Origin of the sequence: Rubrilithobacter danxiaensis (assembly GCF_047272945.1) — a bacterium.
Classification (GTDB): Bacteria; Bacteroidota; Bacteroidia; order Sphingobacteriales; family Sphingobacteriaceae; genus Rubrolithibacter; species Rubrolithibacter danxiaensis.
The window spans coordinates 1-26250 of sequence record NZ_JBKOPS010000001.1 but is presented as its reverse complement, the minus strand read 5'-3'; the positions used below and the strand labels follow the sequence as shown (position 1 = coordinate 26250).

The following is a 26250-nucleotide window of genomic DNA, read 5'->3' as shown; positions in this document are numbered from 1 at the left end:
CTAATTCTATGTATTTATACTGTTTAACCAAAAAATAAATATCCTACAAATATTGCTGCTATTACCCCGGCAAAATCTGCAATTAATCCTGCAGGGATAGCATAGCGGGTCTTTTTAATACCTACTGATCCAAAATACAATGCAACTATATAAAATGTTGTATCGGCAGATCCATTAAAAATACATCCAAGCCTTCCAACAAAAGAATCAGTACCAAATGTTTGCATGGTATCAATCATCATAGCTTTTGAACCTGAACCACTTAAGGGCTTCATAAGGGCAACAGGTAGCGCATCTGTAAATTTTATGTCGAAGTTGGTGTAACTAAAGGCCCATTTAAATCCATCAACAATATAAGTTAAAGCGCCTGATGTGCGAAAAACGCTTATTGCAACCAGCATGGCAACCAAATAGGGAATTATTTTTACAGATGTTTCAAAGCCGGCTTTTGCCCCGTTTACAAATACTTCAAAAACGTTGACCTTTTTTTTAAGTGCGCCTAAAATAAATATTACCGGTATAGCAAACAGCATTAAGTTGCTTGCCACTTTTGATACCTGGCTGATTTCCTCTTTTGTTAAATAAGCGGTAAAATACCATACCAGCAAGCCTATGAAAGTAGTTAACCCTCCAAGCCAGGTAATAACAACGCGGTCAAATAAATTTATTTTCTGCTTAATGGCAACCAGCAACATACCGGTTACAGTAGCAACGTAAGTGGCAATAATGATAGGTATAAAAACATCTGTAGGATCTTTTGCACCTAATATGGCACGCTGAGCGATAATTGTTACAGGCAATAGTTGTAAACCGGAGGTGTGAAGCACCAGGAACATGATTTCCGCATTGGATGCTGTATCTTTATTCGGATTAAGCTCATGTAAACTATCCATGGCTTTAAGTCCGAGTGGGGTAGCGGCATTGTCTAATCCCAGCAGGTTGGCTGAGAAATTCATCATCATGTTGCCTACTGCCGGGTTGTTTTTGGGGACTTCTGGAAATAACCGATTGAAGAAAGGGCCTACGATTCTTGATAGAAAATTAATAGCGCCAGCTTTTTCACCCACGTTCATTATTCCTAACCAAAAGGCCATTGTACCAACCAATGGAAGGGCAATATCCATTACAGATGATTTGGATGAATCAAATATTCCTTCAACCATTACTCTGAATATTTCAGTATCGCCAAAAACTATCAGTTTAATTAAGCCAATTACAAAAGCAATAACGAAAAAAGATATCCAGATATAATTTAAAGTCATGTTACATTTTTGAGATGTTGTGAATTTAAGATGTTATATCAACATGAGAAAATATAAATACAAGCTGAAGTATTTAGAACAAAAAACCCGGCTATAACCGGGCTTTTATTATTTCTTTTTAGGCTGCTCTTTGGGCTTACTTTGCTGCTGCCTCATATAATCTTCCATGCGTTGCTGGAATTTTGATTTTTTCTGAGCTTCAGGTTTTTTCTTGTTTTCCTGAATCTGTGCATGAATTTTATCATCGTTAACCCATTGCCTGATTAAATACTGTTGCAAAAAGGTAAGCATATTTGCACAGAAGTAATAGTAATTTAACCCTGCAGGGTAACTATTTAAAACCCCAAGGAAAACAATAGGAGAGATGTATCCGATGTATTTCATCTGTCCGGTTGCGCCTGATATCTGATTGTTGAAATAGGTATATATAAGCGTTGATATGGTCATCAATAAACACATCAAACTTAAATGGTTACCCATAAACGGAATATTAAATCCGAAATTAATGAATGAATCATAGGTAGAAAGGTCTTTCATCCAAAGGAAGCTTTCATGTCTTAATTCAAATAAATTCGGGAAGAAAAAGAAGAAAGCCATCACGATGGGTATCTGAAGTACCATCGGAATACAGCCTCCCAAAGGATTAACTCCCGCTTTCTTATATAATTTGAGGTATTCCTGTTGTAATAAAGTTGGGTTGTCATCTCCAACCTTAGCCTTAATTTCATCCATTTCAGGCTTTAAAACTCTCATTTTAGCCATTGAAAGGTAGGATTTATAAGTCAGTGGCGACAATACAACTTTTAATAGGATCGTTAATACAACTATTATTAATCCATAATTCCATCCAAGACCTTCTAAAAAGTTAAATACAGGGATTACTGCAAAGCGATTGATCCATTTTAAAGGCCCCCAGCCTAAATTTATCTGACGTTCCAAGTCATATCCCTGGTCTTTTAAAATTCCGAATTTATTAGGGCCGAAATAAAATTCCATTGGATAACTAGTGGTTATTGAATTTGATGCAGCTAATTGCATCTGCGCAGAAAAAGATTTTACAATATCGTTATCTGCACTTGTGGTAACCGCTAAATTTCCTTTATCAAACCCTTTTTTTGCTATCAAAACGCTTGAGAAGAAGTGCTGTTTAAAAGAAATCCATTGAATTCTTCCTTCTTCGCCTATATTTTTTTTATCATCTTTTGATTCGCTCAAATGATCAACTTCTCCGCTTACAGGTTTGAAATAAGCAGTTGAGTAACGACGTTCGCTCGCCATGTCCTTTTCTTTCTGCCTTAAAGTCGCCTCCCAGTCGAGTACTATATTTTTATTACCTATTACATCCTGTAAGCCTTGTGTAACAATAGTAAATCCCACCTGATAGCTCTCACCCTTCAGTGAATAAACATAATCGATATATTTTCCTTCCGAATAAGTAAGGCGAAGGGTTAATGAAGAAGAATCGGCCTTGGCAACAGTTACATTTTTAGTAGAAGGGATGAAATAAAGATCATTGGTATGGATGTTTTTACCTGCAGTACTGAAAGTTAGCCCGAATTTATTTTCATTTCCGGAAAATAGAATTACAGGCTGGTTTTTGTAAGTTTTAAATTCCTTTAACTGAACCGACTCAATGCGTCCACCTTTGGTATTGATGTTAACTTTTAAACGCTCATTTTCTAGTGTTACGGTTTCGTTAGTGCCGTTTACTGATGATCCGAACGGACCCTTTAGAGCAGCAGAATCTACTACAGCTGCGGGAGCCGCAGGTTTTGAGGCGTTAAAATTTTCTGAAGGTTTTTGTTTTCCCGATTTAGCACGGGCTATAGAGTCCTGAACCTGTTTTTCCCGTTTTATTTCTTCTTCCGAAGGTTTCATGAAATAAGTGGAACCTACAAGGATGATGAGAATTAAAAAAAGGCCCGTGAAAGTGTTTCTATCCATTATAATATACTCGTACTATTTATTTCTTCCTTGAATATGCTAAGGAAGCGGCGACAAAGTTAACAAAAAGTGGGTGCGGATTATCAACTGTAGATTTTAATTCCGGGTGAAATTGCCCTCCAACAAAAAAAGGATGATTTTTTAATTCTACAATTTCAACCAGGTTGTTATCAGGATTTATTCCCGAAGCAATCATTCCTGCTTTTTCATATTCGGCAAGGTACTCGTTATTAAATTCATAACGATGACGGTGGCGCTCTGTTATCCTGTTTTTTCCATAAATTGCCGCGGCTTTGGTTCCCTTTTTTATTTCACAGGTGTAGGAACCTAAACGCATAGTGCCTCCCTTGTTTTTAATCTTCTTTTGTTCCTCCATCATTGAAATTACAGCATGATCGGCATTTTCGTTCATTTCGGTACTGTGAGCATCAGCATATCCCAAAACATTACGGCCAAATTCGATTACAGCACATTGCATTCCAAGGCAGATGCCGAAAAACGGAATATTATTTTCACGAACGTACCGGATAGCCTCTATTTTACCTTCAATACCTCTTATTCCAAAGCCGGGAGCAACTAAAACACCATGTAATCCGGCAAGCTTTTCGGCAGCATTTTCTTTTGTTAATCCTTCCGAATGGATACTTATTACCCGAACCTTACACTCGTTTTTGGCACCTGCATGTATAAAGGATTCGGTGATAGATTTGTAAGCATCAGGCAATTCTACGTACTTGCCAATTAAACCAATATTTATTTCAGCAGTTGGATTTTTTAGTCTTCCCAAAAAATCCTTCCAGCTTTCCAGATCCGGTTCGTTTTTGTGAGGAAGTTTCAGCTTTGTTAGTACAGTTTTGTCCAATTGCTCTTTTAACATCAATAGCGGAACATCGTAAATGGTTGAAGCATCGATAGATTCTACTACGGCATTGATATTAACATTACAGAAAAGGGCGATTTTCCTTCTGATATCCTGACCCAGGTGGTGTTCAGTCCTGCAAACCAAAACATCGGGCTGAATGCCATATTCCAATAACGTTTTTACCGAATGTTGCGTGGGTTTTGTTTTCAGTTCGCCGGCAGCGGAAAGAAATGGAACAAGAGTAAGATGAATTACCAAGGAGTTATTATAGCCTATTTCCCAGCGAAACTGGCGCACTGCTTCAATATAAGGTAACGATTCAATATCTCCTACAGTTCCTCCAAGCTCTGTTATAACGATGTCGTATTCTCCGCTTTCTCCCAATATTCGGATATTCCGTTTAATTTCATCTGTGATGTGCGGCACAACCTGAACTGTTTTACCTAAAAATGCTCCCTCACGTTCTTTGTTAATTACATTCTGATAAATACGTCCGGTTGTAATATTATTTGCCTGAGAGGTTGGAACATTTAAAAAACGTTCGTAATGTCCAAGGTCCAGATCGGTTTCGGCGCCATCTTCAGTTACATAGCATTCGCCATGTTCATACGGGTTTAATGTTCCGGGATCAATGTTAATATAGGGATCAAATTTTTGAATAGTAACTCTGTAGCCCCTTGCCTGGAGTAGTTTAGCTAAAGATGCGGAAATAATACCTTTTCCTAACGACGAGGTTACGCCGCCCGTAACAAAAATGTACTTGGTCATGATTCTTTTAAGGATTTTTTGCTTTAGAAATTTTTAATATCGCTGTAATTGATATAGAAAATATTCTTTTTGTACGGGATACAAAGGTACAAAAAAAATGATCCCACTTAAAGTTATGATAAAGAAAAGGGATATGGAAAATTATGCTGCAGCAGTTTTCTCCCTTTTCAAACTTTCCGATATTAATAATCTAAGATCTGCATAACCTGAAGTGTATATGGCTGGAAAACTAAATGGTGAATAACTTTGAAGCGCCAAATAACCCACAATTACTGCAATTAAGGTAGGAAATACACTCGCAATTGCAATTCCATAAACATTTCCAAAAATATATATTCCAGCAAAATCTGCTATAACGTTAACAACAACCATTACAAGTACTTTAAGAAAGTTTATACGAGGCCTGTTAGTTACATCAATTGTTAAAGCCATAAACCTGTCAGCTGGATATAAGAGTGCAAAGGTCATAAACAATCTAAATACATTTGCTGCTTCAGTACCATAATATTTTTGTCCGCCTATAATGATAATAGCAAGATCTGCAAAAGCAACTGTTATTAAAACCATCGGGACAAGAGCAACTGTTAGCATCCCAATATATTTTCTCATAATTACTATAACCTCATTTTTATTTCCAGTGTTAAATGCTTTCGAAATAGCAGGCATTCCGGTAGCTGCAAAACTTCTCAATGGGATCTCAACTACTTCCATTAATCTTAAGCCAATATTATAAATGGCTAATGCAGAAGGGCCTAACATAAAGTTTATTATGAATGTATCCGAGCTTCGGAAAAGATTAGCACTGAATGCTGTACCTACTACATATTTACCAAAGTGAAATAATTCTAAAAAACAAGCGTTCGTTCTGTTTAAAAAGCACTTAATCTTTGACCATCCGGTAAATAAAGCAAGAAGACTTGTTATTAATGAGGCTAATAAGTTAGCATAAATTACATAATTAAGGTTAATTTTTCCACTAATAATTAGAACAATAACCATTATAATAAACAACGTTTGATTAACAAATCGTATTAATAATAATTTGTCGAAGCGTTCGTCTGCTTGCAAAACACAGGTTGCTATAAAAGTTGGAAGCGTAAATAAATATGTTATACCAAACCATTTCATAAATAGAGCGAGCCCTGCATTTTGCACGAAATTTAAAATTGGCAAGGCGATTATGTTGAGTAGAATGAAGCCAAATGTAATTGCCAATCCCAACTGCCATGTGGAACCAACTACTTCTGAACCTCTTTCTTTAGAAGTTCCAGAATAGAACTTTATAAAAGCGGTGGTTAGAAAGCCAGATCGGAAAGAATCAAATAATATAAGTATTGACTGAAAAAAAACATAAATACCAATTTCATTAATAGGAAGATAACGATATAAAATAGCTAACGTTACCATTCCTAAAATAGACATTATACCATTTCCTGCTAAAGAAAGAAAATGAATATTTCGAAGTTTAGTTTGAAGTTTTTGGAAGTTGAACATAATTTGAGAGCGAAGATTCTTAGTTTAATTTGTACTATATTATGTTGTTGTTTTAGTTGTACTTTTTAAACACTCTAATAAAATTTGAGCTATTCTCTTCCAGCTGAAGTTCTTTACGAATTCTTTTCTTAGATGTTGTCGGTCCTTGTCATCTTCTGTTAGTGCTCTTTTGATTTGAGAGATATATTGTTCAGCATTAGTAGCTAAATAAACAATGTTGCCAAAAATTTCTTTCATTGGATTAGTAGATGTAGCTACAATTGGCCTCCCCAGCGCCAGATATTCGTTTATTTTTAATGGAAAATTACCTACTGTTATTTCGTTAATTGCCTGAGGGTTTATACAAACATCGAAATGTTTTATATATGATGGTACAATATTCTTGTCTTTTTTACCTAAATAATAAATATTTGAAAGGGTATGAAGATTACTGCTTTTAAAATTATCATCTTCAGGGCCGATTAGTACAATATTCCATTGCGGATTAGCTATTGCAACCTTAAGCATTAAATCTAGATCTAATCGCAAAGAGGTTAAGGCGCCTACATATCCGATAATTGGTTTTGAAATATTTTTTAAATCATCAGGGAGAGCCCATTCTATATCATCATTATATAGTTCGTCGTCAAAACCGTTTCCAATATAAAAACTATTCTTATTGAAGTTTTTAGCTCTGTTTGTATAATCATACGAGTTACAAACAACCGTGTCGGCTTTTTGCATTAATTTGGGTTCATGGTTTAAGCCATGCTTTCTCCAATAATCAACTCCCAATGTATAATCTCTGTCTAAGTAGACATATAGTTCTGGTTTAAGAAATTCTTTTAAATAGAAACTTCTAAATATATCTTTGTCATTGATAAGAATGAATTTATCAAACCCCAACTCAGAGAGTGCTTCCCTTATCTCTTTTGCAAAAAGTGTATTGTTGTAGCGATTGAAAACTGAAAAAATTGTTGTACTTGGAATCCAGTTTATAGACTCCATGATTTTATGAGGATTTAACATCCACAAATTACTATCCAACTTGGTAAGTTTCTCTTCTTTGTGTTTAATAGATAAAATATGTGCCGATGTAAACTCATCCTTATTCTCAGAAAAATATGTTTTACGATCAATAGGTGGGTTAACGTATAGAACGTTATGGTTCTGTGCTAATGCTTTTGCCAATCCCGTAGACGTTGACTCTCGATTCGTGTTTATTCTTTGAAGACCAACAAAAACAAAATTCATTTATATTAAAAATATTAAAGTTTAAAGATATATCAATATTAAAGGTTTTTTTATTTTTTTTCTCCCTTTTCTCAGTTTCAGTCTCTGTTAAATAGTTATTTTTGATAACATAAGATTGTTTCTCAGCTTTTACGGAGATTTTAAAATTATGATACAAACAATGTCAATTACTGATGAATTAAATTATTTTGAAGAAGTTTCATTGCTCATAACCCACTACAATAGAAGCAAATCTTTAGAAAAATTACTTCATAGCCTTGAAAAACAAAATTGTCGATTTAAAGAAATTATTGTTTCAGATGATGGAAGCAGTCAATTGCATTTAGATCAATTACAAACTCTACAGAAACAATATTCTTTTAAGTTAATAAAAAGCAATGTTAATAAAGGATTGGGAAATAATATAAATAAAGGGCAAGACGCAATAGATACTCCTTATACACTATACGTTCAGGAAGATTTCGAAGTGACAGCCCTGTTTGCCGGGAACTTCCGCAATGCCTTAAAGATAATGAATCAGGAGAGAAACATTGACATTGTTAGATTATATGCTTATTTCATTTATCCTACACTTATACCTTATAGAGAAGGATTTTCTATAATGAAGTATAGCCATTGGTGTTTAAATCATATTAAATTCTATTATTATAGTGATCATCCTCACCTTCGTAGAAGTAACTTTACAAAAAAATTTGGAAGATATGTTGAAGGTGAGAAAGGAGATATTACAGAATATAAAATGGCCATATCTTTTTTGCGAAATAAAGGTAAAGGAATGTTTTTCAATAATTTTAGTTCTCTTTTTGTACCTTCTTACGTAGAAGGAGAATTAACTACTATGGAAAGGAGAACCTGGACATTAACAACTAATCCTATAATTCAAGTTTTACGATTTATTTATTTACGGTTTAAGTTTTTGAAAGGCGTTTGGGATCTGAGATTTTTAAAGTAAATTGCGTAACGTGCCAATTAATGACTCAGGCAGATTATATATTTGAAGATGTTACTCTATTAATTACACATTATAATAGGAGTAATTCGCTTGAAAGATTATTAAGTACTATTACTCAAAGTTGTAAATTTCACGAAATAATAGTATCTGACGATTCAAGCAACGAAAATCATTTGAGTAAATTAAAAGATCTGCAATGCAAATACAGTTTTCGTTTACTGTTAAGTGACTCGAATAAGGGGCTTGGAAATAATATAAATAAAGGACAGGATGCAGTAGTAACTCCTTTCACATTATATATACAGGAAGATTTTGAGCCATTACAAAATTTCTCATTTCGGTTTGATCAGGCGCTTAAGATGTTAAGAGAACGGAAAGAGATCGATATTATTAGGTTTCATGCTTATAATAAATATCCATATTTAAAGCCATATAAATATGGATTTGCAGAAATGTTATTTAAACCTTGGTACTGGGGCTATAGTAAATTTTATTATTATAGTGATCATCCTCATTTAAGACGAAGTAATTTTATGGAAAAGTTTGGAAGATATAGTGAGGGTAAAGGAGATCAAACAGAGTACAATATGATGTTCTCCTTTTTAAAGAAAGGAGGGAAAGGACTATTTTATGAAAAAAACCGCGGACTTTTTGAACAAAAAAATACGCCTGAAGAGCCGAGTACTATGAAACGTGATTTCTGGAGGGAAAGTGAAAATGTATTTATTACCGGAATTCGACACTTTTATCGCCATATTAAGTTTAATTATGATTTTTTCTTTTCAAGAAAGTTTTAATCTTTATTTTGTAACACAGAAAAACATCATTCGTAGAAGAAAAAACTAATATTATTTAAATTTCTTTTTTTTGAATAATTTAAAATAACTATAATATAATTAATATCTCTCAAATGAAGCTTAGAAATCCGATTGATCGATTAGACTTATCAATTAAAAATAATTACAGAGTATTAGAAGTAGGAGGAGGGCATAATCCTCATCCTAGAGCTAATGTAGTAGTAGACAAGTTTACAGATTCTAATTATCATAGAAGCGGAGATATTAAAGTATTAAAAAATCAAGAATTTTTATGTGCAGATGGAGAAAATCTGCCTTTTGATAATAATTCTTTTGATTATGTTGTTTGCTGTCAGGTAATAGAACATGTCGACGATCCTATTAAGTTTGTAAAAGAGCAAAGTAGGATAGCGCCAAGAGGGTATATTGAAACACCATCTTTAATTGGGGAATATTTAATCCCAAAAGAATCTCATCGATGGGTAATATTAGAAATTGATAACAAAATAGTAATGTATGAAAAGGAAAAGATAGATTTTAAATCCAATAATGATTTTGGTTATGTCTTTCTGGAATATCTTCCTAAGGTTTCAATAGGTTACAAAGTTTTACAGCGAACCCATTTTAACATTATCAGTATCAACTATGAATGGAAAGACAATATAGAAATATTAGTTAACCCGGATAGTTCTTATTATTCTGATTTCTTCACAAAGCCTTGGGACCATGAAGTATGTAATAACTTGCTAAAAAACAAAAATCTTAGCAAGGAGTTTATTTGGTCTATGAATGCCTTTATTGATGTTTGCAAAAAAGCATTTAAAAGCAAAGTTTTAAGGTATCAAAAACTTTAATTAAGAGTTCAAACTCTTTCCCATTTTTCGGATTCAAAATTGTATGTTTTTATTATTTTGGCGGGATTACCTACGGCAACACAATAATCCGGAATATCTTTTGTTACAATACTTCCGGCTCCTATAACAGAATGCTTTCCTATTTTTACGCCGGCTGTAACTACACAGTTTGCCCCAATCCAAACATCATCTGATATTGTTATATCTTTGGTAACTACTTTTTGAGCACTTGGTGGAGTTGAAATGTCTTCAAAGCCATGATTTAGCCCTGAAATTACTATATTTTGAGCTAACATTACATTATTACCTATGCTTACCGGACCTATAATAACATTTCCAATTCCGATAATTGATTTTTTCCCAATGATAACGTCTCCTACACCGTTGTTAATAGTAGAAAAATCTTCGATTACAGATTGAGGGCCTAATTGAAAGTTATTAAAAGGAAATACATCCAACCTGGTCCGATAACGGATTATTGAATTTTTACCTCTTGAATGTTTGAATGGGTTTAGAAATAATTTCACCCATAAGCGTGGACGATGTTCATCAGATGGCTGAAGCATCCACAAAACAAATCTTTTTAAGGAAGTATTGTTATTTATTATAGCTTTAATAGACATATATATTTATAAGGTCTTGAGCATTGCTTTATAAATTTCTTTTACGCTATTTTCCCAGGTGTGGCCAGACGCAAAACGTTTTCTCAAAGATTGTAATTCTTCTGTATCTTCCTCAAGCGCTTTATAAATTAATGGAATATAATCTTCTTTCTTTTTGCTTAAGTATAAATAATCTTTAAAGATACTCATAGCATCAGTATCTGTAGCTACAACAGGTTTTCCCATAGCTAAATACTCATCAATTTTTCTTGGATAGTTGCCAATTGTAATTTCATTACTTAGTTGAGGATTGATGCAAACATCGAATGCCTGAATATAAGAAGGAAGCATTTCAACCGGTTTTGCGCCTAAAAAATGGATATTACTGATTGAATGAAGAATACTTCCTTTAAAAACATCATCTTCAGGCCCAACCAGAACTATTTGCCACTGTGGTTTCGATAAAGCAATAAGAGAAATAATTTCAATATCTAAACGTATACTTTGTAAAGATCCTAAATATCCTATTTTGGGCGAAGGGATATTTTTTATATCTGCTGGTAAATAATCGTCAGGAACATCTTTGAAAGCTTCTAATTCACATCCTTGCCCAACATAATAGGAGTTATAATTATATTGTTTACAGTAATTAACTAAATAAACTGAATTAGCAACGCATGTATCGCTTTTTGCTATCAGTTTTGGCTCGAGTCTTGTTCCATGTCTTTTCCAGTATTCAACTCCAATCATAAAATCTCTGGAGTAGTAAACGGAAGTTTGAGCATTTAATAACTCCTTTAGATAAAAGGAACGTGCAATATCATTATCATTAAAAAGTATTATATTTTTGAATCCTAAAATATTAATAGCGTCTAAAATTCTTTTTGCTAGTTTTTTATTATTGAATTTATTAAGGATGTCGTATGCCCAAGGTATTCTAATCCAATTAATTGATTCTATTATGGTTTTAGGATATAAATTCCACAGGTTTTCACTTAATTTAATTATGGAGGGTTCTTTACCTCTTATGATATTTATCCTTTTCCGAATTTTAGCGTTTTTAGCTTTTCTTAAAAATGTAATCCTATCAAGAGGATAATTTACATATAATACTCTGTTAGTTTTTGAAAACTCTAATGCTATATTTCTACAATTGCTACCTAAATCATCATCCCATGCCTGCTGTCCAACAATAATTATATCTTTACCTTCAATGATCTCTTTCATGTAAAATTTGGTTGTCTTGTTGATCTAGTCGGAGAGTAATATTTATTAATGCTACTACAAGGTAGAAATATATATTAATAGGAAATTGCACCAGGGCTTCTTGAGGGTAGTTTCCTATATTTAGTGCAAAAACTATTAAGACCATTGCTAAGCAATAGCTTTTTAATTCTGGATTTTTTATTTTAAAAAAGTTTTCTATTCCTGTTTTTAAAACAATAAACATTAAAGTGCAAATTATAAACAGGCCTATCCAACCCAGTTCTACAGCAACACGTAAATAACCACTATCTGGCGGAAAATTTGCGAGAAAGGAATTAGGAGAAAAACGTTGTCCCCAAACACCTGTAGCCCCTAACCCACCTCCAATCGGATGAGTAAGTATATAAGGCTGAATTCTTTTTTGATTCATTTTTCTTACATTGAATGATGCATCATTCGATGGTTTAAAAGCTGACTGAAATCTATGTAATGTTGGATTGGAAGTTGGCATAAAAATCAGAATTATCAGAAAAAAAGCACCTGCAATTGCCAATGCTAATATTTTCTTACTATAATTTAATATTGCAAACATTGCTACTCCAACGGGAAGAAGTACATACGCCCCCCTTGTTCCTGAATAAAGCATCGTTTGAATAAAAAAAACTATCATGCCTCCGAGTATGATTTTTTTCCAAATCGAGATTGGGAGTGTCATTAACGCTAAGCAGAGCAGAATACTAATAACCATATTATATGAAAAAGCAGTAGGATCTGAAAATATTGAGAATTTTCGCCAATGACCATCAATGAATAATAAATTACGTATAAGATCAGAGTCTAATGATTGTGCTTCATAATTAAAAAAACCAAAATGTTCTTGCTTAAATGCCCATGCAGCTGCTATAATAGATAAAGCAAGCCACACTTTTATAATAATCCTAATAAATTCAACAGTTCGAATATAATAGGTAAATATAAAATATGTAAGCATTACTACTGCTACAGATCTTATGGTGTATACCCAAGCTAATCGTGACTCTGCTATTGGATTGAAAAATTCAAATAGGTTATATGCAATCCATATTAAAATGATAAAACTGATAGGATCTTTAAAGATTTTCCAGTTTGGATGAAATTTTTGATTAACCAAAAAACCTAAAATTAAAAGAGCTTGAAGAGCATCCATTAAAGTGCCTAATGGGAAATTAATACCTATTCTAATAATACCCATTATAATATATGCGGCTATTAGAAGGACAATAATGCCAAATTTAGGGTATACAATTATGGCATATAAAATTGGCATGCCTACAATTGCAATAAGGAGTAAAGCACCAATAACAAAACCAGATTGTTTAATAGCAAAAGCTATTAATATAGATATAATTAGCAAAAAAGAAAGACCTAATGGATTTAAAAGCTTTTCATCGAAAATAAATTCTCTTAATTTCTCGAAAAGTCGATTTTTCTTTTTAGATGTTTTTTTAGGCTGATTTATAGGTAACTCAATATTCTCCATTAAAGAAAAAGAAGTTTAATAAAAAAAACATACACTCCTATAAAAGCCACGATTATGGCTACTTTCCTTATATAAATTGTATTATCTAAAGCTCCTTTACTTTTTTCTTTTGGATGTATTCTCATCGGATAATTATTCTATATCTTCCTGGTTCTGGTAGTGTTGAGTAGCTACAGAACGTTCGTTTGCACTTCGTGCATTTATTAAAGAAATAACTTGAAAAAACATAAACTTTGGAATTCCGATTAAAGAATTCAAGATTCGCTTATCCGTCCGTTGGTTTAGTATCGGAATGAAAAAGCTCATGACAAATACGAGTATTCCAATAAACCAAAATAAAGAAGCATATATATTAAATACAATATTAATTAGCATGAAAATGACAGAAAGAATAAGAAATATAAATAACGGTGGCCTTAATAATACTAATCCAAATAAAAATTGATTCCAACTGAAATTTTTAAGACTTTCAAAAATTAGGGTAAAACCAAAATTTGAATATTTAAACCAAGTATTTATCCACCTGGACCTTTGATTAACTAATTGGGCTGTTTGCGAAGTTTTTTCATCAAATACTATCGCGTTAGAAGCAAAAGCAATTTTTTTATTTCTTTTTACTATTTCAAATTGTAAAACTTTATCGAATCCAGCTCCTGTTATATCTAAGTTTTCCAGGCATTCTTTGTATAAACCTGTGGTAAATGCCATGCCCGATCCTGCTAATGTTGCAGATGATCCTAAAGTAAATAGTATTTTACCATCATAAAAATGGTAATAAATATCTCTTGCTGCATCTAAACAAGCATATTTAGTATTTAAATTCTTAGCTTCCCGTATACCTTGTACTGCTTCAAATTCTAAATCGAAATAATAATTAAGCTCATTCAAGTATTCCGGATGTAAAAGATTATCACTGTCAATAATAGTTAAACGATCATGATTTCTTCTGAAATGTTTTATAGCATAAAAATGAGATCTTGTATTACTGGCAAGGGTTTCTTCAGGTTTTAGCAGAATTACATTGGGATCATCAAAACTCAGATCTTCAATGTTACATTTATCAGCAACAATATAAACTAAATAATTATGATAATTTATTTTTCGAATTGAATTTATTACTCCAGGTAGGGCATCTACTTGCTCATATGCTGTTACAATTATTGCGTAGTCACTTTCATTACCCGCTTTACTAACTTTTACATTTTTATTCTTTAATGTATAGATTAGATAAACAACGAATGGAAAAATTAAATTAAAGCCAATTATGCTTTGAATAAATAGAAAAGTTATATCCAAAATAGTACTCCACATGTTTAACTCTTTACATTTTTTGATTTATTAAGCTCATTTTGAACTTTATTTAAAATCCAGCCGATAAGTTTCTTATCAAGAGATTTCAGATATTCTATATACTGTTTTTTTGATTCTCTAATAGTTTGATTGGCTTCTAATACAGACACAACTTTGTCTGTAAAAAGAAACCATTCTTTTGATTTGCTGATTTGCTCAAGAGGTGCTGTTTCAATTATAATTATGTCAAATAATGTTTTTAAACTTTCAAATACTTCTCTAATTTCTTCTTCTTTGTTTATCTCCAATAAAGAAACATCTCCACCATGGTTGCCTAACACTTGTATTAAATTGTCTCTGTCAAACTGAGATTGATTACTAGAGTCCTTAAAAAGATCTTCTATGTAAATGCTGGGCTGAACGGTTTTACTAATTGAGGGGTTGCAAAAGTTTCCATCAATTAACAGTACCTTTTTATTCATCATAGAATAAGCAAACGCTAAATTTATTGATAATAAAGTTTTTCCTTCACCTGCCCTTATACTTGTTATGCCAACGGTTTTTAGTGATTTGCTAAGATCTCTGTCAATTTCAAACCGGATAGAACGGAGTTGATCCTTTAATTCTTCAATATCTTTATTATTAGAGTTCCCTCTCCATACTTTAGATAAATCAAGTTTTGAACCCTGTAGTTTTTTTAATTGCCCGATTACTGTTAATCCTGTTTTTTGAGCTAACTCCTTAGGTTGTGTAATAGAATCATCAAGGAAGAACAGTATAAATAACACAACAGCACAGAAAACAAAGCTGATAATCCCACTTAGAATAACAAGTAGCATTTTTTTTGATGGCAGGGCTAAACCCGGCATTGCTATTTGAATCTGCCGGAGTTTGATTGAATAACCCGATTCCATGTGGGTTTGGTTATATTTGTTCAATATCTCCAAATATTCTTTACTGGCAACTTCAATATCTCTTTCGTAAGATTGTACTACAGCCTCGTGGGGTACCAGTTTATCAAATGCTACATTAAGTTCTCTTAATTCAGTCTCAATAGTTTTTACACTATACCTTGCAATATCCTGTTGTATTTGTAATGATAGTTTTTGTTGTACCAGATCTTGCTTAGCAGATAATGGGCTATAAATATATTTATCTGTTAATTTATTTATGTCGGCAGTGAGGGTTTCTTTTAATGAATCAATAGATTTTTTAAAACGAGGATCAAAATTATTCTGTATATACTTCTCCTGAAGTAACCGTAGCTTTTGTTTTTTAGATAAAATATCTTCATTTACGCGTGTTAAAGTAGATTCAACATATCGCCTGTCTTTAATGTCAAATTTAGAATCAATGCCTTGTATAGCTCCTTCATGTGATACGATATTTTTTTCAGCTTCCTGTCTGCGAGTTTCATACTCTAGTATCATTCCATAAAGCAGTTTTGATTGTTCATATAAGTTTAAAACCCGGTTTTTTATCTTATAATCTCTCAATAGGGAAATTTTTTGATTCATTGCTCTATACTTCTCCTTTAACAATGCATCCAAGAAATTCACTGCTTTTTGTTGATTTTCTTTAACTATGGAGGTATAGTAAGTAATAAATTCAGCACATAGTGTATTTACTACGTATGCTGATAATTCCGGGTTTTGAGATGTATATTCAATATATATAAAATCACTATTATTAGCCCGATAGATAAATAATTTTTGCTTTAGTGATTCCTCATCATATCCCATAGAACGGAGGAGTGCATACATTCCATTCTGTTCTTTATTCCAGAGGCTTAACCCTTCTTTTTTTTTATACTTCTCTTTAAATACCTTTATAGCATTTTGCTTAGCACTTTCATTCAAAGTTTTCATCAGCTTACTCCATTCTTTAAATGGATGAGGAGAAGTTAGATCATGAATAATTAATCGATAGGAAACCTGATCAATCATTTTATTCATTTTCATCATTTCTATCAGATTGCTGAATTCCTGATTTATTTGTGACTCCTGAACCGCTCTGTCATCTGAATTTAAGACTTTTTGAGTTTCATCTACAATTCCGGTTGCTATCTGGGCCTGCGATTGATAATTATCAGGAAGATTTCGAACCAGAAAATAAGATATAATAACAGTTATGGCTGGAATGATAATTAATGAAAAACGATGGCGAAAAAGCAGTTTAAAGAATTTAGTAAAATCCATCTTATTGAATTGATTCCAGTTTCCTTCCTAATAGTTCTTCTAATGCTGCTTTAGCTGTTAGCATTGATGCTTCAGTTTCAATTTTTTCCTCAGAGTGCGTGGCTACCACTACTACGGCTTCATTAAATTCTTTAAATGTAATTTCACTTTTTTCATACTGTGTTCTTTGGTGTTTTTCTATACTTTCTACATCGTCCACAATATTTGAATACAATTCTAAAGTTTTTTTAAGCCTGATATAATCGAAATATCTTTTCTTTACTTCTGTTTCCAGCAGTATATAATATTCTTGTTCCTCTCCCACTAATGAACGATATTCTGCCTTGGCTTTTTTTATCTCACTTGGGGTTTGTAATAGAAGGCCAAAATTGATGAATACACCAGCTTGAAGCCCGTTAAATAAGCTTGGATTAACAATGTCTATTGTACTGTTAGGCTGATAAATATAAGAGGCACTGATAAAATTTAGCCACGATAATTTTCTGGTAGTAACTGCAGCTTTTGCTGCTTTGGCTCGTTCGCTATAATATCTTGTCTTTGGATAATTCTCCTTGGCTATCGTAATTAATTTTTGTAAAAATGGATAAGAGATATCATCCATCATGGTAGTTTGCCCATAACAAAAAAGGCTACTTAATAGCAATAAAAAACTAATGGATGTGTACTTAATAGGCATCTGTTTATTCTTAAATCGTTCACACTCGTTCTTTTTGTAATAAAGCAGGGATAGTTCCTAGAATTATTTTCATATCAAGCCAGAAAGAGTAATTGGTAGCGTAAAAGTTATCTAATTTTTTTCGCTCTCTTTCCGACATTTCTTCTTTTCCGCGTTTGCTTATCTGCCACAGTCCGGTTAACCCGGCTGGACCTAAAAAGCGCATTGACCATTCATTCGATGTAAGCATCTCCGCTTCGTATAGAGGTAAGGGGCGATTTCCTACTAATGACATGTCTCCTTTCAGTACATTAAATAACTGAGGTAATTCATCAATACTGGTATTACGGATAAACTGCCCGATCTTCGTAATCCTGGGGTCATTTTTAATTTTCACAAAAGCTGTTTTCCCTCCTTCATGGTCAGGAGAATTTGCATATTGATTCAATGCCGATAATTGGCTTAAATCCTGGTCGGCGCCGATTTTCATTGATCGGAACTTATAAAAATTGAAAATTTTATAACCTGTTCCTACCCGTTTGCTTTTATATATTACGGGCCCTTTAGATTCCAATCTTATTAATGCAGCCACAATCAGAAAGAAAGGGGAGAGGAAGAGCAAAGCAGCGCTTGATGCGAGGATGTCAAAAGTTCTTTTATAAAAAGGTACTTTATATCGTGTATCTATTTTCATAGATAGCTCGGCAAGCTCAGGTTTTATCAGTTTAAATTTTACAAGAAAACTTAACCTTTCGGCCAGATCTTCTAAAGGAAAAGGAAAAGTGTACAGGTCATGAATTTTTAAACTAAGCGCCTTATCTCTTAACTTTTCATTGGATTTGTCAGAAAGTGCTACAATTATCAAGCCCTGTAATAATGGATTTTTCCTTGTCTTTTCTATAAAAGATATCCATTTTCCATTTTCGTCCGTTTCCAATAAAATGATGTCAGGAAGCGTCAATAAGGACTGATCGTTTAAATATTGTTCTAATAATTCTGCAGAATTCTCGCTATGTATAGAGAAAAAAGAAGAAAAGCCATCTTCAATAATTTCCCTCATTTTACTACCTGCGTATGCAACTTTTACATGCAGCGCCTCATTGGTTGAAAGATCAATTTCCTGCAATAACGCCATGGTATTTATTTAGAAGATTGTTAATGGAAGATTTTAACCGCGTAGGATTGAACGGCTTTTGAATTACATCGTCAACGGTAAAAGGCATCTGGCTTACCCGCGATTCGAGGTCTTCTTCTCCTGACAGTAATATTACCGGAGTATTTCTGTAAAACCCGCTTATCTTTAAGTTTCTTATAAATGAACTGCCATCAAAATAGGGCATATGCAGATCTGAAATAATCAGAGCCGGATCATTGCCTTCCTCAAGCCAGCCTAAAGCCTCAACGCCGCTATTCTTAATAACCAGGTTGTAGTCTTTAGAAAGAACAAAATTCAAAAGCTTTAGAATACTTACCTCATCATCTACAATAAGTATTTGTTTTTTCATACTTCAGTTTTGAGATGTTAATTTTTTAGCCCTCCTTACGTAAATATTACCCTTTTAGTTTCATTTTTTAGTATCGCACGAATCTTGCCATTTTATTCCATAAATGAAAGCGTTAAAATAAAAAGGCCTTTTAGAATCTGAGAAATTAACTCATCACTTTTCTCAGTTGTGTAAATATAAAGAAACTTAACAACATGATTATCGTATAAAATCAAAAGTTTTATAATAAGTAAAATTTCTGGCGGGTGAAAAGCACTGTTTCTTCCATTTTTTTTGAAAAAAAGCCTGAAAGCATAGCTGGAAATCATAGAGCTTTTTTTCACCTAAGAAATGTCGCTGTTGTTCGTGCTGATTCTGAAGTTTCAATCAGAAAAGGAATAATTCCGAGATATTATTTTTTCTTCTTTACTTTATTCATCTCCTTATTTTTCAGTTTAAACCTGTACAGCCAGGCAATTATTACACCATTTTCTCAGCGCTACCAGGCGCAGCAGCGGGGTGGGATTGTTTATGTATCCAATAATATTCTTAGCTGTAACGGTTGTACTGCCGTTAATCAAATGCCACCGGGAAGTTCGGGAAATAACAACAGCTATAATAGTAAATATATCGATATCGATACAGATGCTGCAACATTTAGTTCCAGTTCTGCTGATTTGGACTTACCCTCTTGTTCTGAGATTACTTTTGCCGGTTTATACTGGGGTGGAGCAGCGACCTCCGGAAATTCAAGGTACACAAACCGGAACACAGTAAAATTAAAACTTCCACTTACTTCGAACTATGTTGATTTAACTGCCGATCAATATTCAGGAGTTTACAATAATAAACATTACCAGTATTATAAAGACATAACTTCCCTTGTTAATGCAAATGCGGTAGCAAACGGAACCTACACGCTGGCAAATGTTGTTGCTAATGAAAATACCACCGACGTAGAAGCTGGCTGGACAATTGTTATAGTATATAAAAATGATTTAAAACCGTACCGGAATTTAACAGTGTTCGATGGATTGGCCGGGATTATGAATGGAGATGTCAATCCGCTTAATATTGATATTTCTGGCTTTCTTACTCCTCCCGTCGGGCCGGTAAAATTCGAATTAGGTTATGTTACTTACGAAGGTGACAGAGGCAGAAACGGTGATTACATGCTGTTTAACGGACAACAGATCAGCGACGTTTTACATCAACCGAATAATATTTTTAATAGTTCCATTACCAATAACGGATCTGTTGTTACTTCCAGGAATCCTGCTTACAATAATACATTGGGTTATGATGGCAGTATCATTATGCCCGATAATAGCAGCTTCAATTATATAAGCAACAGTGCCACTTCAGCGAGGTTAAGCCTTACTACTTATGATGATACGTATATTGTTGGAGTACTTACCACTTCTATTGATGTTTTTAATCCATATTTTAAATTTACTCATACTTATACCAATCAAACCAATCCATTGAGAGTAGGAGTGGATCCGGGTGATGTGCTGGAAATAGTTTATGAGGCAACTAATATTGGAAACGATGGAAGTATCCAGTCAAACATTGTTAATGACCTGCCTCAGTTTTTACATTATGTTCCTAATTCATTAGAAATACAGGGAGTATCAAAAACTGATAACAGCAATGACGATGAAGCGGAATTTCTTACCGACGAAAACAGGGTTGTTTTTCGTGTAGGGGCGGGAGCAACAAGCAGTACAGGCGGTAGTATTGCTTCAGGCGCTTCAGTTAAAGTGAAGTTTCTTGTTAAGGTTACTGATGATTGTGATGAATTACGATGTTCCGGTGGTTCTATAAGTAATTTCGGTACAATTAATTACTATGGAAATGTAAATAATACAACTCCTGCAAGTAAACAGTCAGGACCAGCACCTGTTTCTGGTGAATGTGATTCGGGTCCGGGGGCCATGGTTCTTACTGTTAATACTCCTGCCAATTGTATTGCTCTTCCAACAGATATTTCCATTACACTGGCCTGCGAAACTTTTGTTTCTAACCTGGGTCTGCCAGCAGGGTATTCGTTATTTGATGAGAACGATGTTTTTTTTGCAAATCCGATTACTGCTGTTTCTACCGGCGGGACATATGTTGCACATAAAAAAGTAAACAGTGCCTGTGAGTATTCATTTAAAGTTACGGTTTCTTTTGATCCGCTTGCTATGTCAGGAACTCCCGGTTCAGTGAGCTGTTTTGGCGGAACTGATGGTAAGCTTGATGTTAACATAACCGGCGGATCTGCACCTTATAGTTATTCATGGACCGGGCCTGCCGGTTTTTCCTCAACAAGTCAAAATATTTCTGCATTAACAGCCGGAACATATCAGCTTATAGTCAAAGATCTTTATGGATGTATTCAAACTAAATCCTTTGATATAATTGAACCTGCCGCACTTTCTGTTAATGCCGTAACAGTAAATACCAAATGTTCTGATTCTTCAGATGGTTCAGTAATGCTTACTGTTACAGGTGGTACTGCTCCTTATACATTTAGATGGAATACGAATACAAGCTGGACTACCAATCAGATTACAAATGTAGCAGCGGGATATTATCCTGTACTTATCACAGATGCCAACGGATGTTCTGTAACTTTAAATCCTCAGGTAGTAGCAGGAACTTGTCCAAAAGTTTCTTTTCAGATTGCCAGCTCGAGTGTAATGGAAACTGTAGGTCAAACCACTATTGCTGTTTCGTTAAGTAATGCCAGCCCGTATCCTGTAACTGTTCCATATACTATAAATTCGGCCAGCACAGCAAAAAGCCCTTCAGATTATTCTATGGTATCCGGAAGCTCTCCCATTATTTTTGCTCCGGGTGAAACTGTTAAATACATCACTTTAAATATCGTTAGCGATACTAATATTCTTTTCCCAGAACCTGATGAAAATGTAATCTTTGATTTAGGAACTCCTGTAAATGCTTCTTTGGGTAATATCCCTAAACATACCTTAACTATATATGAGCAACCACCTGTTGTGAGTTTTCCCGAAGTTACATTTGATGTGGAAAAGTCTTCATTTAATGAGAATAAAGGAACTGTAACAGTAAAAGTTAATTTACTAAGAAATTACTTCGGAACTTTTGATGTTGATTTTGATATTGCCGGCACCGCAATTTCAGGTAGCAGTAAAGATTATACGTATAGCCCAACAACTACGAGGATTCATTTTGCTGACGGGCAAAGCACAGCTTATATTACTGTTAATATAATTGATGATATTATTATTGAAGGGGATGAAACGATCGTATTTACATTAAAAAATCCCAGTAATGGAACTATAGGAAATATTAATGTTCATACTTTAACAATAGTGGATAATGATTTTCCTCCTTTAGTAATAATAAACAATCAGACAAAGAATGTAACCTGTTATGGAGCTTCTGACGGGTCAATAGATATCAGTGTGACAGGCGGGGCGTCACCTTATATTTATTCCTGGAGCAATGGGGCAGCCACGGAAGACATAAGTGGATTAGGTCCCGGATCTTATACTGTTTATGTAACCGATAAAAACGGAGTGGTTGCAAACAAGGTTATATCTATCACCCAGCCCACAGCTCTTTCGGTTTCCGGAACTACATCTAATGTTACTTGTTACGGAGGGAATGACGGAGCGATCAATATTGCAGTAACAGGCGGTACTTCAACCTATGCATACCTATGGAATGATGGAAGTACTTCAGCAAGCCGTACAAATTTAATTGCCGGAACTTACACAGTTACAATCCAGGATATTCAGGGTTGCCAGATAGTTAAAAGTTTTACAATAACACAACCAGCTGCTCTAACGGTAAGCCCTGTAATTACAAATGCCTCCTGCTATGGAGTTTCAAATGGAAAAATCACACTAACAGTATCAGGAGGAACGGGCCCTTATACTTATTCATGGAATGATGGCATAACAACTAAAAATCGCACTGATTTAGCTGCTGGTACTTATACAGTTACAATTAAAGACGCAATAGGATGTGCAAAAAATGTCCCTATAATAATTAGCCAGCCCAATCAGCTTTCTTTAACGGAAAGTCATACATCAATTCTCTGTAAGGGAAGTACTTCCACTGTTGTGTTGGCAGCTAGCGGCGGAACAGGAACTTATAAATTTAGAAATGGAACAGGAGCCTCTCAGACTCAAAACATATTTGCAGTTACGGCCGGCAATTATACATTTTACGTTACCGATGCAAATGGCTGTGAAAAATCAGTAACTATCACCCTGACTGCTCCACCAGCTATTACAGCCGGTGCAGCAGTAAGCTCGAACTACAACGGCAGCCAGTTAAGCTGTAACAATACATCAGACGGAGAGATCACGATTACCGCCAGCGGAGGCACCGGCAGTTTAAGCTATTCACTGGATAACGGAGTTTATCAGTCCTCGAATGTGTTTACCGGTGTAGGAGCAGGTACTCATACAATCAGCATCAAAGATGCCAACGGCTGTAGTACGGACGTAAGTATTACCCTGACTGCTCCACCAGCTATTACAGCCGGTGCAGCAGTAAGCTCGAACTACAACGGCAGCCAGTTAAGCTGTAACAATACAGCAGACGGAGAGATCACGATCACTGCCAGCGGAGGTACAGGTAGTTTAAGTTATTCGCTGGATGGAGGTACTTACCAGTCCTCAAATGTATTTACCGGTGTAGGAGCAGGTACTCATACAATCAGCATTAAAGATGCCAACGGCTGCAGCACGGATGTAAGTATTACCCTGACAGCACCTCCAGCCATTACGGCCGGTGTAGCAGTGAGCTCGAACTACAACGGCAGTCAGCTCAGCTGCAGTGCCAGTACCGACGGAGAGATCACGATCACCGCCAGCGGAGGCACCGGCAGTTTAAGCTATTCACTGGATGGAGGCACTTATCAGTCTTCGAACATCTTTACCAACGTAGGAGCAGGTACTCATACGATCAGCATCAAAGACGCCAACGGCTGCAGCACCCCTCTTAGTATTACGATCACTGCACCTCCAGCCATTACGGCCAGTGCCGCAGTGAGCTCGAATTACAACGGCAGTCAGCTCAGCTGCAGTGCCAGTACCGACGGAGAGATCACGATCACCGCCAGCGGAGGCACCGGTAGTTTAAGCTATTCACTGGATGGAGGCACTTATCAGTCCTCGAACATCTTTACCAACGTAGGAGCAGGTTCTCATACGATCAGCATCAAAGATGCCAACGGCTGCAGCACGGACGTAAGTATTACCCTGACAGCTCCCTCAGCCATTACGGGCAGTGCAGCAGTGAGCTCGAATTACAACGGCAGTCAGCTCAGCTGCAGTGTCAGTACCGACGGAGAGATCACGGTCACCGCCAGCGGAGGTACGGGCAGTTTAAGCTATTCACTGGATGGAGGCACTTATCAGTCCTCGAACATCTTTACCGGTGTAGGAGCAGGTTCTCATACAATCAGCATTAAAGATGCTAACGGCTGCAGCACGGATGTAAGTATCACCCTGACTGCACCTCCAGCTATTATGGCCAGCGCAGCAGTGAGCTCCGACTACAACGGCAGCCAGTTAAGCTGTAACAATACAGCAGACGGAGAGATCACGATCACTGCCAGCGGAGGCACCGGCAGTTTAAGCTATTCACTGGATGGAGGCACTTATCAGTCCTCGAACATCTTTACCGGTGTAGGAGCAGGTTCTCATACAATCAGCATTAAAGATGCTAACGGCTGCAGCACGGATGTAAGTATCACCCTGACAGCTCCCTCAGCAATTACTGCCAGTGCAACAGTGAGCTCCAACTACAACGGCAGCCAGCTCAGCTGCAATACCAGTACCGACGGAGAGATCACAATCACCGCCAGCGGAGGTACGGGCAGTTTAAGCTATTCACTGGATGGAGGCACTTATCAGTCCTCGAATGTGTTTACCAACGTAGGAGCAGGTACTCATACGATCAGCATCAAAGACGCCAACGGCTGCAGCACCCCTCTTAGTATTACGATCACTGCCCCGCCAGTCATTACGGCCAGTGCGGCAGTGAGCTCGAACTACAACGGCAGCCAGCTAAGCTGTAACAATACAGCAGACGGAGAGATCACAATCACTGCCAGCGGAGGCACCGGCAGTTTAAGCTATTCACGGGATGGAGGCACTTATCAGTCCTCGAACATCTTTACCAACGTAGGAGCAGGTTCTCATACGATCAGCGTTAAAGATGCTAACGGCTGCAGTACGAATGTAAGTATTACGCTGACCGCTCCACCAGCAATTACTGCCAGTGCAACAGTGAGCTCCAACTACAATGGCAGCCAGTTAAGCTGTAACAATACAGCAGACGGAGAGATCACAATCACCGCCAGCGGAGGCACCGGCAGTTTAAGCTATTCATTGGATGGAGGCACTTATCAGTCCTCGAACATCTTTACCAACGTAGGAGCAGGTTCTCATACGATCAGTGTTAAAGATGCCAACGGCTGCAGCACCCCTCTTAGTATTACGATCACTGCCCCGCCAGTCATTACGGCCAGTGCGGCGATCAGCTCCAACTACAACGGCAGCCAGTTAAGCTGTAACAATACAGCAGACGGAGAGATCACGGTCACCGCCAGCGGAGGCACTGGCAGTTTAAGCTATTCACTGGATAACGGAGTTTATCAGTCCTCGAATGTGTTTACCGGTGTAGGAGCAGGTTCTCATACGATCAGCGTTAAAGATGCTAACGGCTGCAGCACGGATGTAAGTATCACCCTGACTGCTCCACTAGCTATTATGGCCAGCGCAGCAGTGAGCTCCGACTACAACGGCAGCCAGTTAAGCTGTAACAATACAGCAGACGGAGAGATCACGATCACCGCCAGCGGAGGCACCGGCAGTTTAAGCTATTCATTGGATGGAGGCACTTATCAGTCCTCGAATATCTTTGCAGGTGTAGGAGCAGGTACTCATACAATCAGCATTAAAGACGCCAACGGCTGCAGCACGGATGTAAGTATCACCCTGACAGCTCCCTCAGCCATTACGGCCAGTGCGGCAGTGAACTCGAACTACAACGGAAGCCAGCTCAGCTGCAATACCAGTACCGACGGAGAGATCACGATCACCGCCAGCGGAGGTACGGGCAGTTTAAGCTATTCACTGGAT

Annotated in this window: 17 protein-coding genes; 4 read left to right on the top strand and 13 right to left on the bottom strand. The window is 35.9% G+C overall.

Translation table 11 applies throughout. The features are described from left to right. Positions 1 to 23 precede the first annotated feature (23 nt). The 5 genes from ACLCDL_RS00085 to ACLCDL_RS00065 form a co-directional block, all read right to left on the bottom strand. The gene (locus tag ACLCDL_RS00085; protein WP_423145934.1) at positions 24 to 1262 is read right to left on the bottom strand and encodes a nucleoside recognition domain-containing protein; all 1239 of its coding nucleotides are present in this window, start codon (positions 1260 to 1262) and stop codon (positions 24 to 26) included. Between the two features lie 108 nt (positions 1263 to 1370). Next, a complete protein-coding gene (yidC, locus tag ACLCDL_RS00080) occupies positions 1371 to 3206 on the bottom strand; it encodes a membrane protein insertase YidC (RefSeq protein ID WP_423145933.1) in 1836 nt (611 codons plus the stop codon). 19 nt (positions 3207 to 3225) lie between these two features. Further along, positions 3226 to 4836, bottom strand: a complete 1611-nt coding sequence (locus ACLCDL_RS00075) for a CTP synthase (RefSeq protein WP_423145932.1) — start codon at positions 4834 to 4836, stop codon at positions 3226 to 3228. A 141-nt stretch (positions 4837 to 4977) separates the two neighbouring features. Next, positions 4978 to 6330: an oligosaccharide flippase family protein gene (locus tag ACLCDL_RS00070; protein ID WP_423145931.1), complete on the bottom strand. Its 1353-nt coding sequence runs from the start codon at positions 6328 to 6330 to the stop codon at positions 4978 to 4980. 39 nt (positions 6331 to 6369) lie between these two features. Then, the gene (locus ACLCDL_RS00065; protein ID WP_423145930.1) at positions 6370 to 7563 is read right to left on the bottom strand and encodes a glycosyltransferase; all 1194 of its coding nucleotides are present in this window, start codon (positions 7561 to 7563) and stop codon (positions 6370 to 6372) included. Between the two features lie 160 nt (positions 7564 to 7723). Between ACLCDL_RS00065 and ACLCDL_RS00060 the strand changes: the two genes are divergently transcribed. The 3 genes from ACLCDL_RS00060 to ACLCDL_RS00050 all read left to right on the top strand — a co-directional run bounded on the left by ACLCDL_RS00060 (position 7724) and on the right by ACLCDL_RS00050 (position 10166). Beyond that, entirely contained in the window at positions 7724 to 8515 is a 792-nt protein-coding gene (locus ACLCDL_RS00060) for a glycosyltransferase (RefSeq protein ID WP_423145929.1), read from the top strand. 20 nt (positions 8516 to 8535) lie between these two features. Beyond that, complete coding sequence (locus ACLCDL_RS00055; protein ID WP_423145928.1) at positions 8536 to 9312, top strand: glycosyltransferase family A protein; 777 nt, start codon at positions 8536 to 8538, stop codon at positions 9310 to 9312. A 113-nt stretch (positions 9313 to 9425) separates the two neighbouring features. Further along, positions 9426 to 10166, top strand: a complete 741-nt coding sequence (locus ACLCDL_RS00050; RefSeq protein ID WP_423145927.1) for a class I SAM-dependent methyltransferase — start codon at positions 9426 to 9428, stop codon at positions 10164 to 10166. Between the two features lie 8 nt (positions 10167 to 10174). On the opposite strand, the gene ACLCDL_RS00045 is transcribed toward ACLCDL_RS00050, so the two are convergent. From ACLCDL_RS00045 to ACLCDL_RS00010, 8 genes are all read right to left on the bottom strand, one after another. Next, the gene (locus tag ACLCDL_RS00045) at positions 10175 to 10789 is read right to left on the bottom strand and encodes an acyltransferase (RefSeq protein ID WP_423145926.1); all 615 of its coding nucleotides are present in this window, start codon (positions 10787 to 10789) and stop codon (positions 10175 to 10177) included. Between the two features lie 6 nt (positions 10790 to 10795). Further along, the gene (locus tag ACLCDL_RS00040) at positions 10796 to 11995 is read right to left on the bottom strand and encodes a glycosyltransferase (protein WP_423145925.1); all 1200 of its coding nucleotides are present in this window, start codon (positions 11993 to 11995) and stop codon (positions 10796 to 10798) included. Next, positions 11979 to 13493: an O-antigen ligase family protein gene (locus ACLCDL_RS00035; protein WP_423145923.1), complete on the bottom strand. Its 1515-nt coding sequence runs from the start codon at positions 13491 to 13493 to the stop codon at positions 11979 to 11981. Before ACLCDL_RS00035 ends, ACLCDL_RS00040 begins: the two co-directional genes overlap by 17 nt. 132 nt (positions 13494 to 13625) lie before the next feature. Beyond that, the gene (locus ACLCDL_RS00030) at positions 13626 to 14804 is read right to left on the bottom strand and encodes a glycosyltransferase (RefSeq protein ID WP_423145922.1); all 1179 of its coding nucleotides are present in this window, start codon (positions 14802 to 14804) and stop codon (positions 13626 to 13628) included. Between the two features lie 2 nt (positions 14805 to 14806). Next, positions 14807 to 16981 (bottom strand): exopolysaccharide transport family protein, encoded by a 2175-nt coding sequence (locus tag ACLCDL_RS00025; protein ID WP_423145921.1) that lies wholly within the window; start codon positions 16979 to 16981, stop codon positions 14807 to 14809. A 1-nt stretch (position 16982) separates the two neighbouring features. Beyond that, on the bottom strand, positions 16983 to 17657 hold the full coding sequence (locus tag ACLCDL_RS00020) for a TolC family protein (protein WP_423145920.1): 675 nt from the start codon (positions 17655 to 17657) through the stop codon (positions 16983 to 16985). Between the two features lie 19 nt (positions 17658 to 17676). Further along, on the bottom strand, positions 17677 to 18330 hold the full coding sequence (locus ACLCDL_RS00015) for a sugar transferase (protein ID WP_423146354.1): 654 nt from the start codon (positions 18328 to 18330) through the stop codon (positions 17677 to 17679). Positions 18331 to 18748: 418 nt separating this feature from the next. Further along, the gene (locus ACLCDL_RS00010; RefSeq protein WP_423145919.1) at positions 18749 to 19141 is read right to left on the bottom strand and encodes a response regulator; all 393 of its coding nucleotides are present in this window, start codon (positions 19139 to 19141) and stop codon (positions 18749 to 18751) included. A gap of 245 nt (positions 19142 to 19386) precedes the next feature. Here ACLCDL_RS00010 and ACLCDL_RS00005 point away from each other — a divergent pair. Beyond that, positions 19387 to 26250, top strand: a 6864-nt coding sequence (locus ACLCDL_RS00005) for a beta strand repeat-containing protein (protein WP_423145918.1), incomplete at its 3' end; no start/stop codon positions are given.

Coding starts and splice junctions, on each gene's coding strand:
- ACLCDL_RS00060 (WP_423145929.1), top strand. CDS start 7,724: ATGTCAATTACTGATGAATTAAATTATTTTGAAGAAGTTTCATTGCTC.
- ACLCDL_RS00010 (WP_423145919.1), bottom strand. CDS start 19,141: ATGAAAAAACAAATACTTATTGTAGATGATGAGGTAAGTATTCTAAAG.
- ACLCDL_RS00085 (WP_423145934.1), bottom strand. CDS start 1,262: ATGACTTTAAATTATATCTGGATATCTTTTTTCGTTATTGCTTTTGTA.
- ACLCDL_RS00075 (WP_423145932.1), bottom strand. CDS start 4,836: ATGACCAAGTACATTTTTGTTACGGGCGGCGTAACCTCGTCGTTAGGA.
- ACLCDL_RS00035 (WP_423145923.1), bottom strand. CDS start 13,493: ATGGAGAATATTGAGTTACCTATAAATCAGCCTAAAAAAACATCTAAA.
- ACLCDL_RS00055 (WP_423145928.1), top strand. CDS start 8,536: ATGACTCAGGCAGATTATATATTTGAAGATGTTACTCTATTAATTACA.
- ACLCDL_RS00065 (WP_423145930.1), bottom strand. CDS start 7,563: ATGAATTTTGTTTTTGTTGGTCTTCAAAGAATAAACACGAATCGAGAG.
- ACLCDL_RS00015 (WP_423146354.1), bottom strand. CDS start 18,330: ATGAAAATAGATACACGATATAAAGTACCTTTTTATAAAAGAACTTTT.
- ACLCDL_RS00070 (WP_423145931.1), bottom strand. CDS start 6,330: ATGTTCAACTTCCAAAAACTTCAAACTAAACTTCGAAATATTCATTTT.
- ACLCDL_RS00030 (WP_423145922.1), bottom strand. CDS start 14,804: ATGTGGAGTACTATTTTGGATATAACTTTTCTATTTATTCAAAGCATA.
- ACLCDL_RS00020 (WP_423145920.1), bottom strand. CDS start 17,657: ATGCCTATTAAGTACACATCCATTAGTTTTTTATTGCTATTAAGTAGC.
- ACLCDL_RS00040 (WP_423145925.1), bottom strand. CDS start 11,995: ATGAAAGAGATCATTGAAGGTAAAGATATAATTATTGTTGGACAGCAG.
- ACLCDL_RS00025 (WP_423145921.1), bottom strand. CDS start 16,981: ATGGATTTTACTAAATTCTTTAAACTGCTTTTTCGCCATCGTTTTTCA.
- ACLCDL_RS00050 (WP_423145927.1), top strand. CDS start 9,426: ATGAAGCTTAGAAATCCGATTGATCGATTAGACTTATCAATTAAAAAT.
- yidC (WP_423145933.1), bottom strand. CDS start 3,206: ATGGATAGAAACACTTTCACGGGCCTTTTTTTAATTCTCATCATCCTT.
- ACLCDL_RS00045 (WP_423145926.1), bottom strand. CDS start 10,789: ATGTCTATTAAAGCTATAATAAATAACAATACTTCCTTAAAAAGATTT.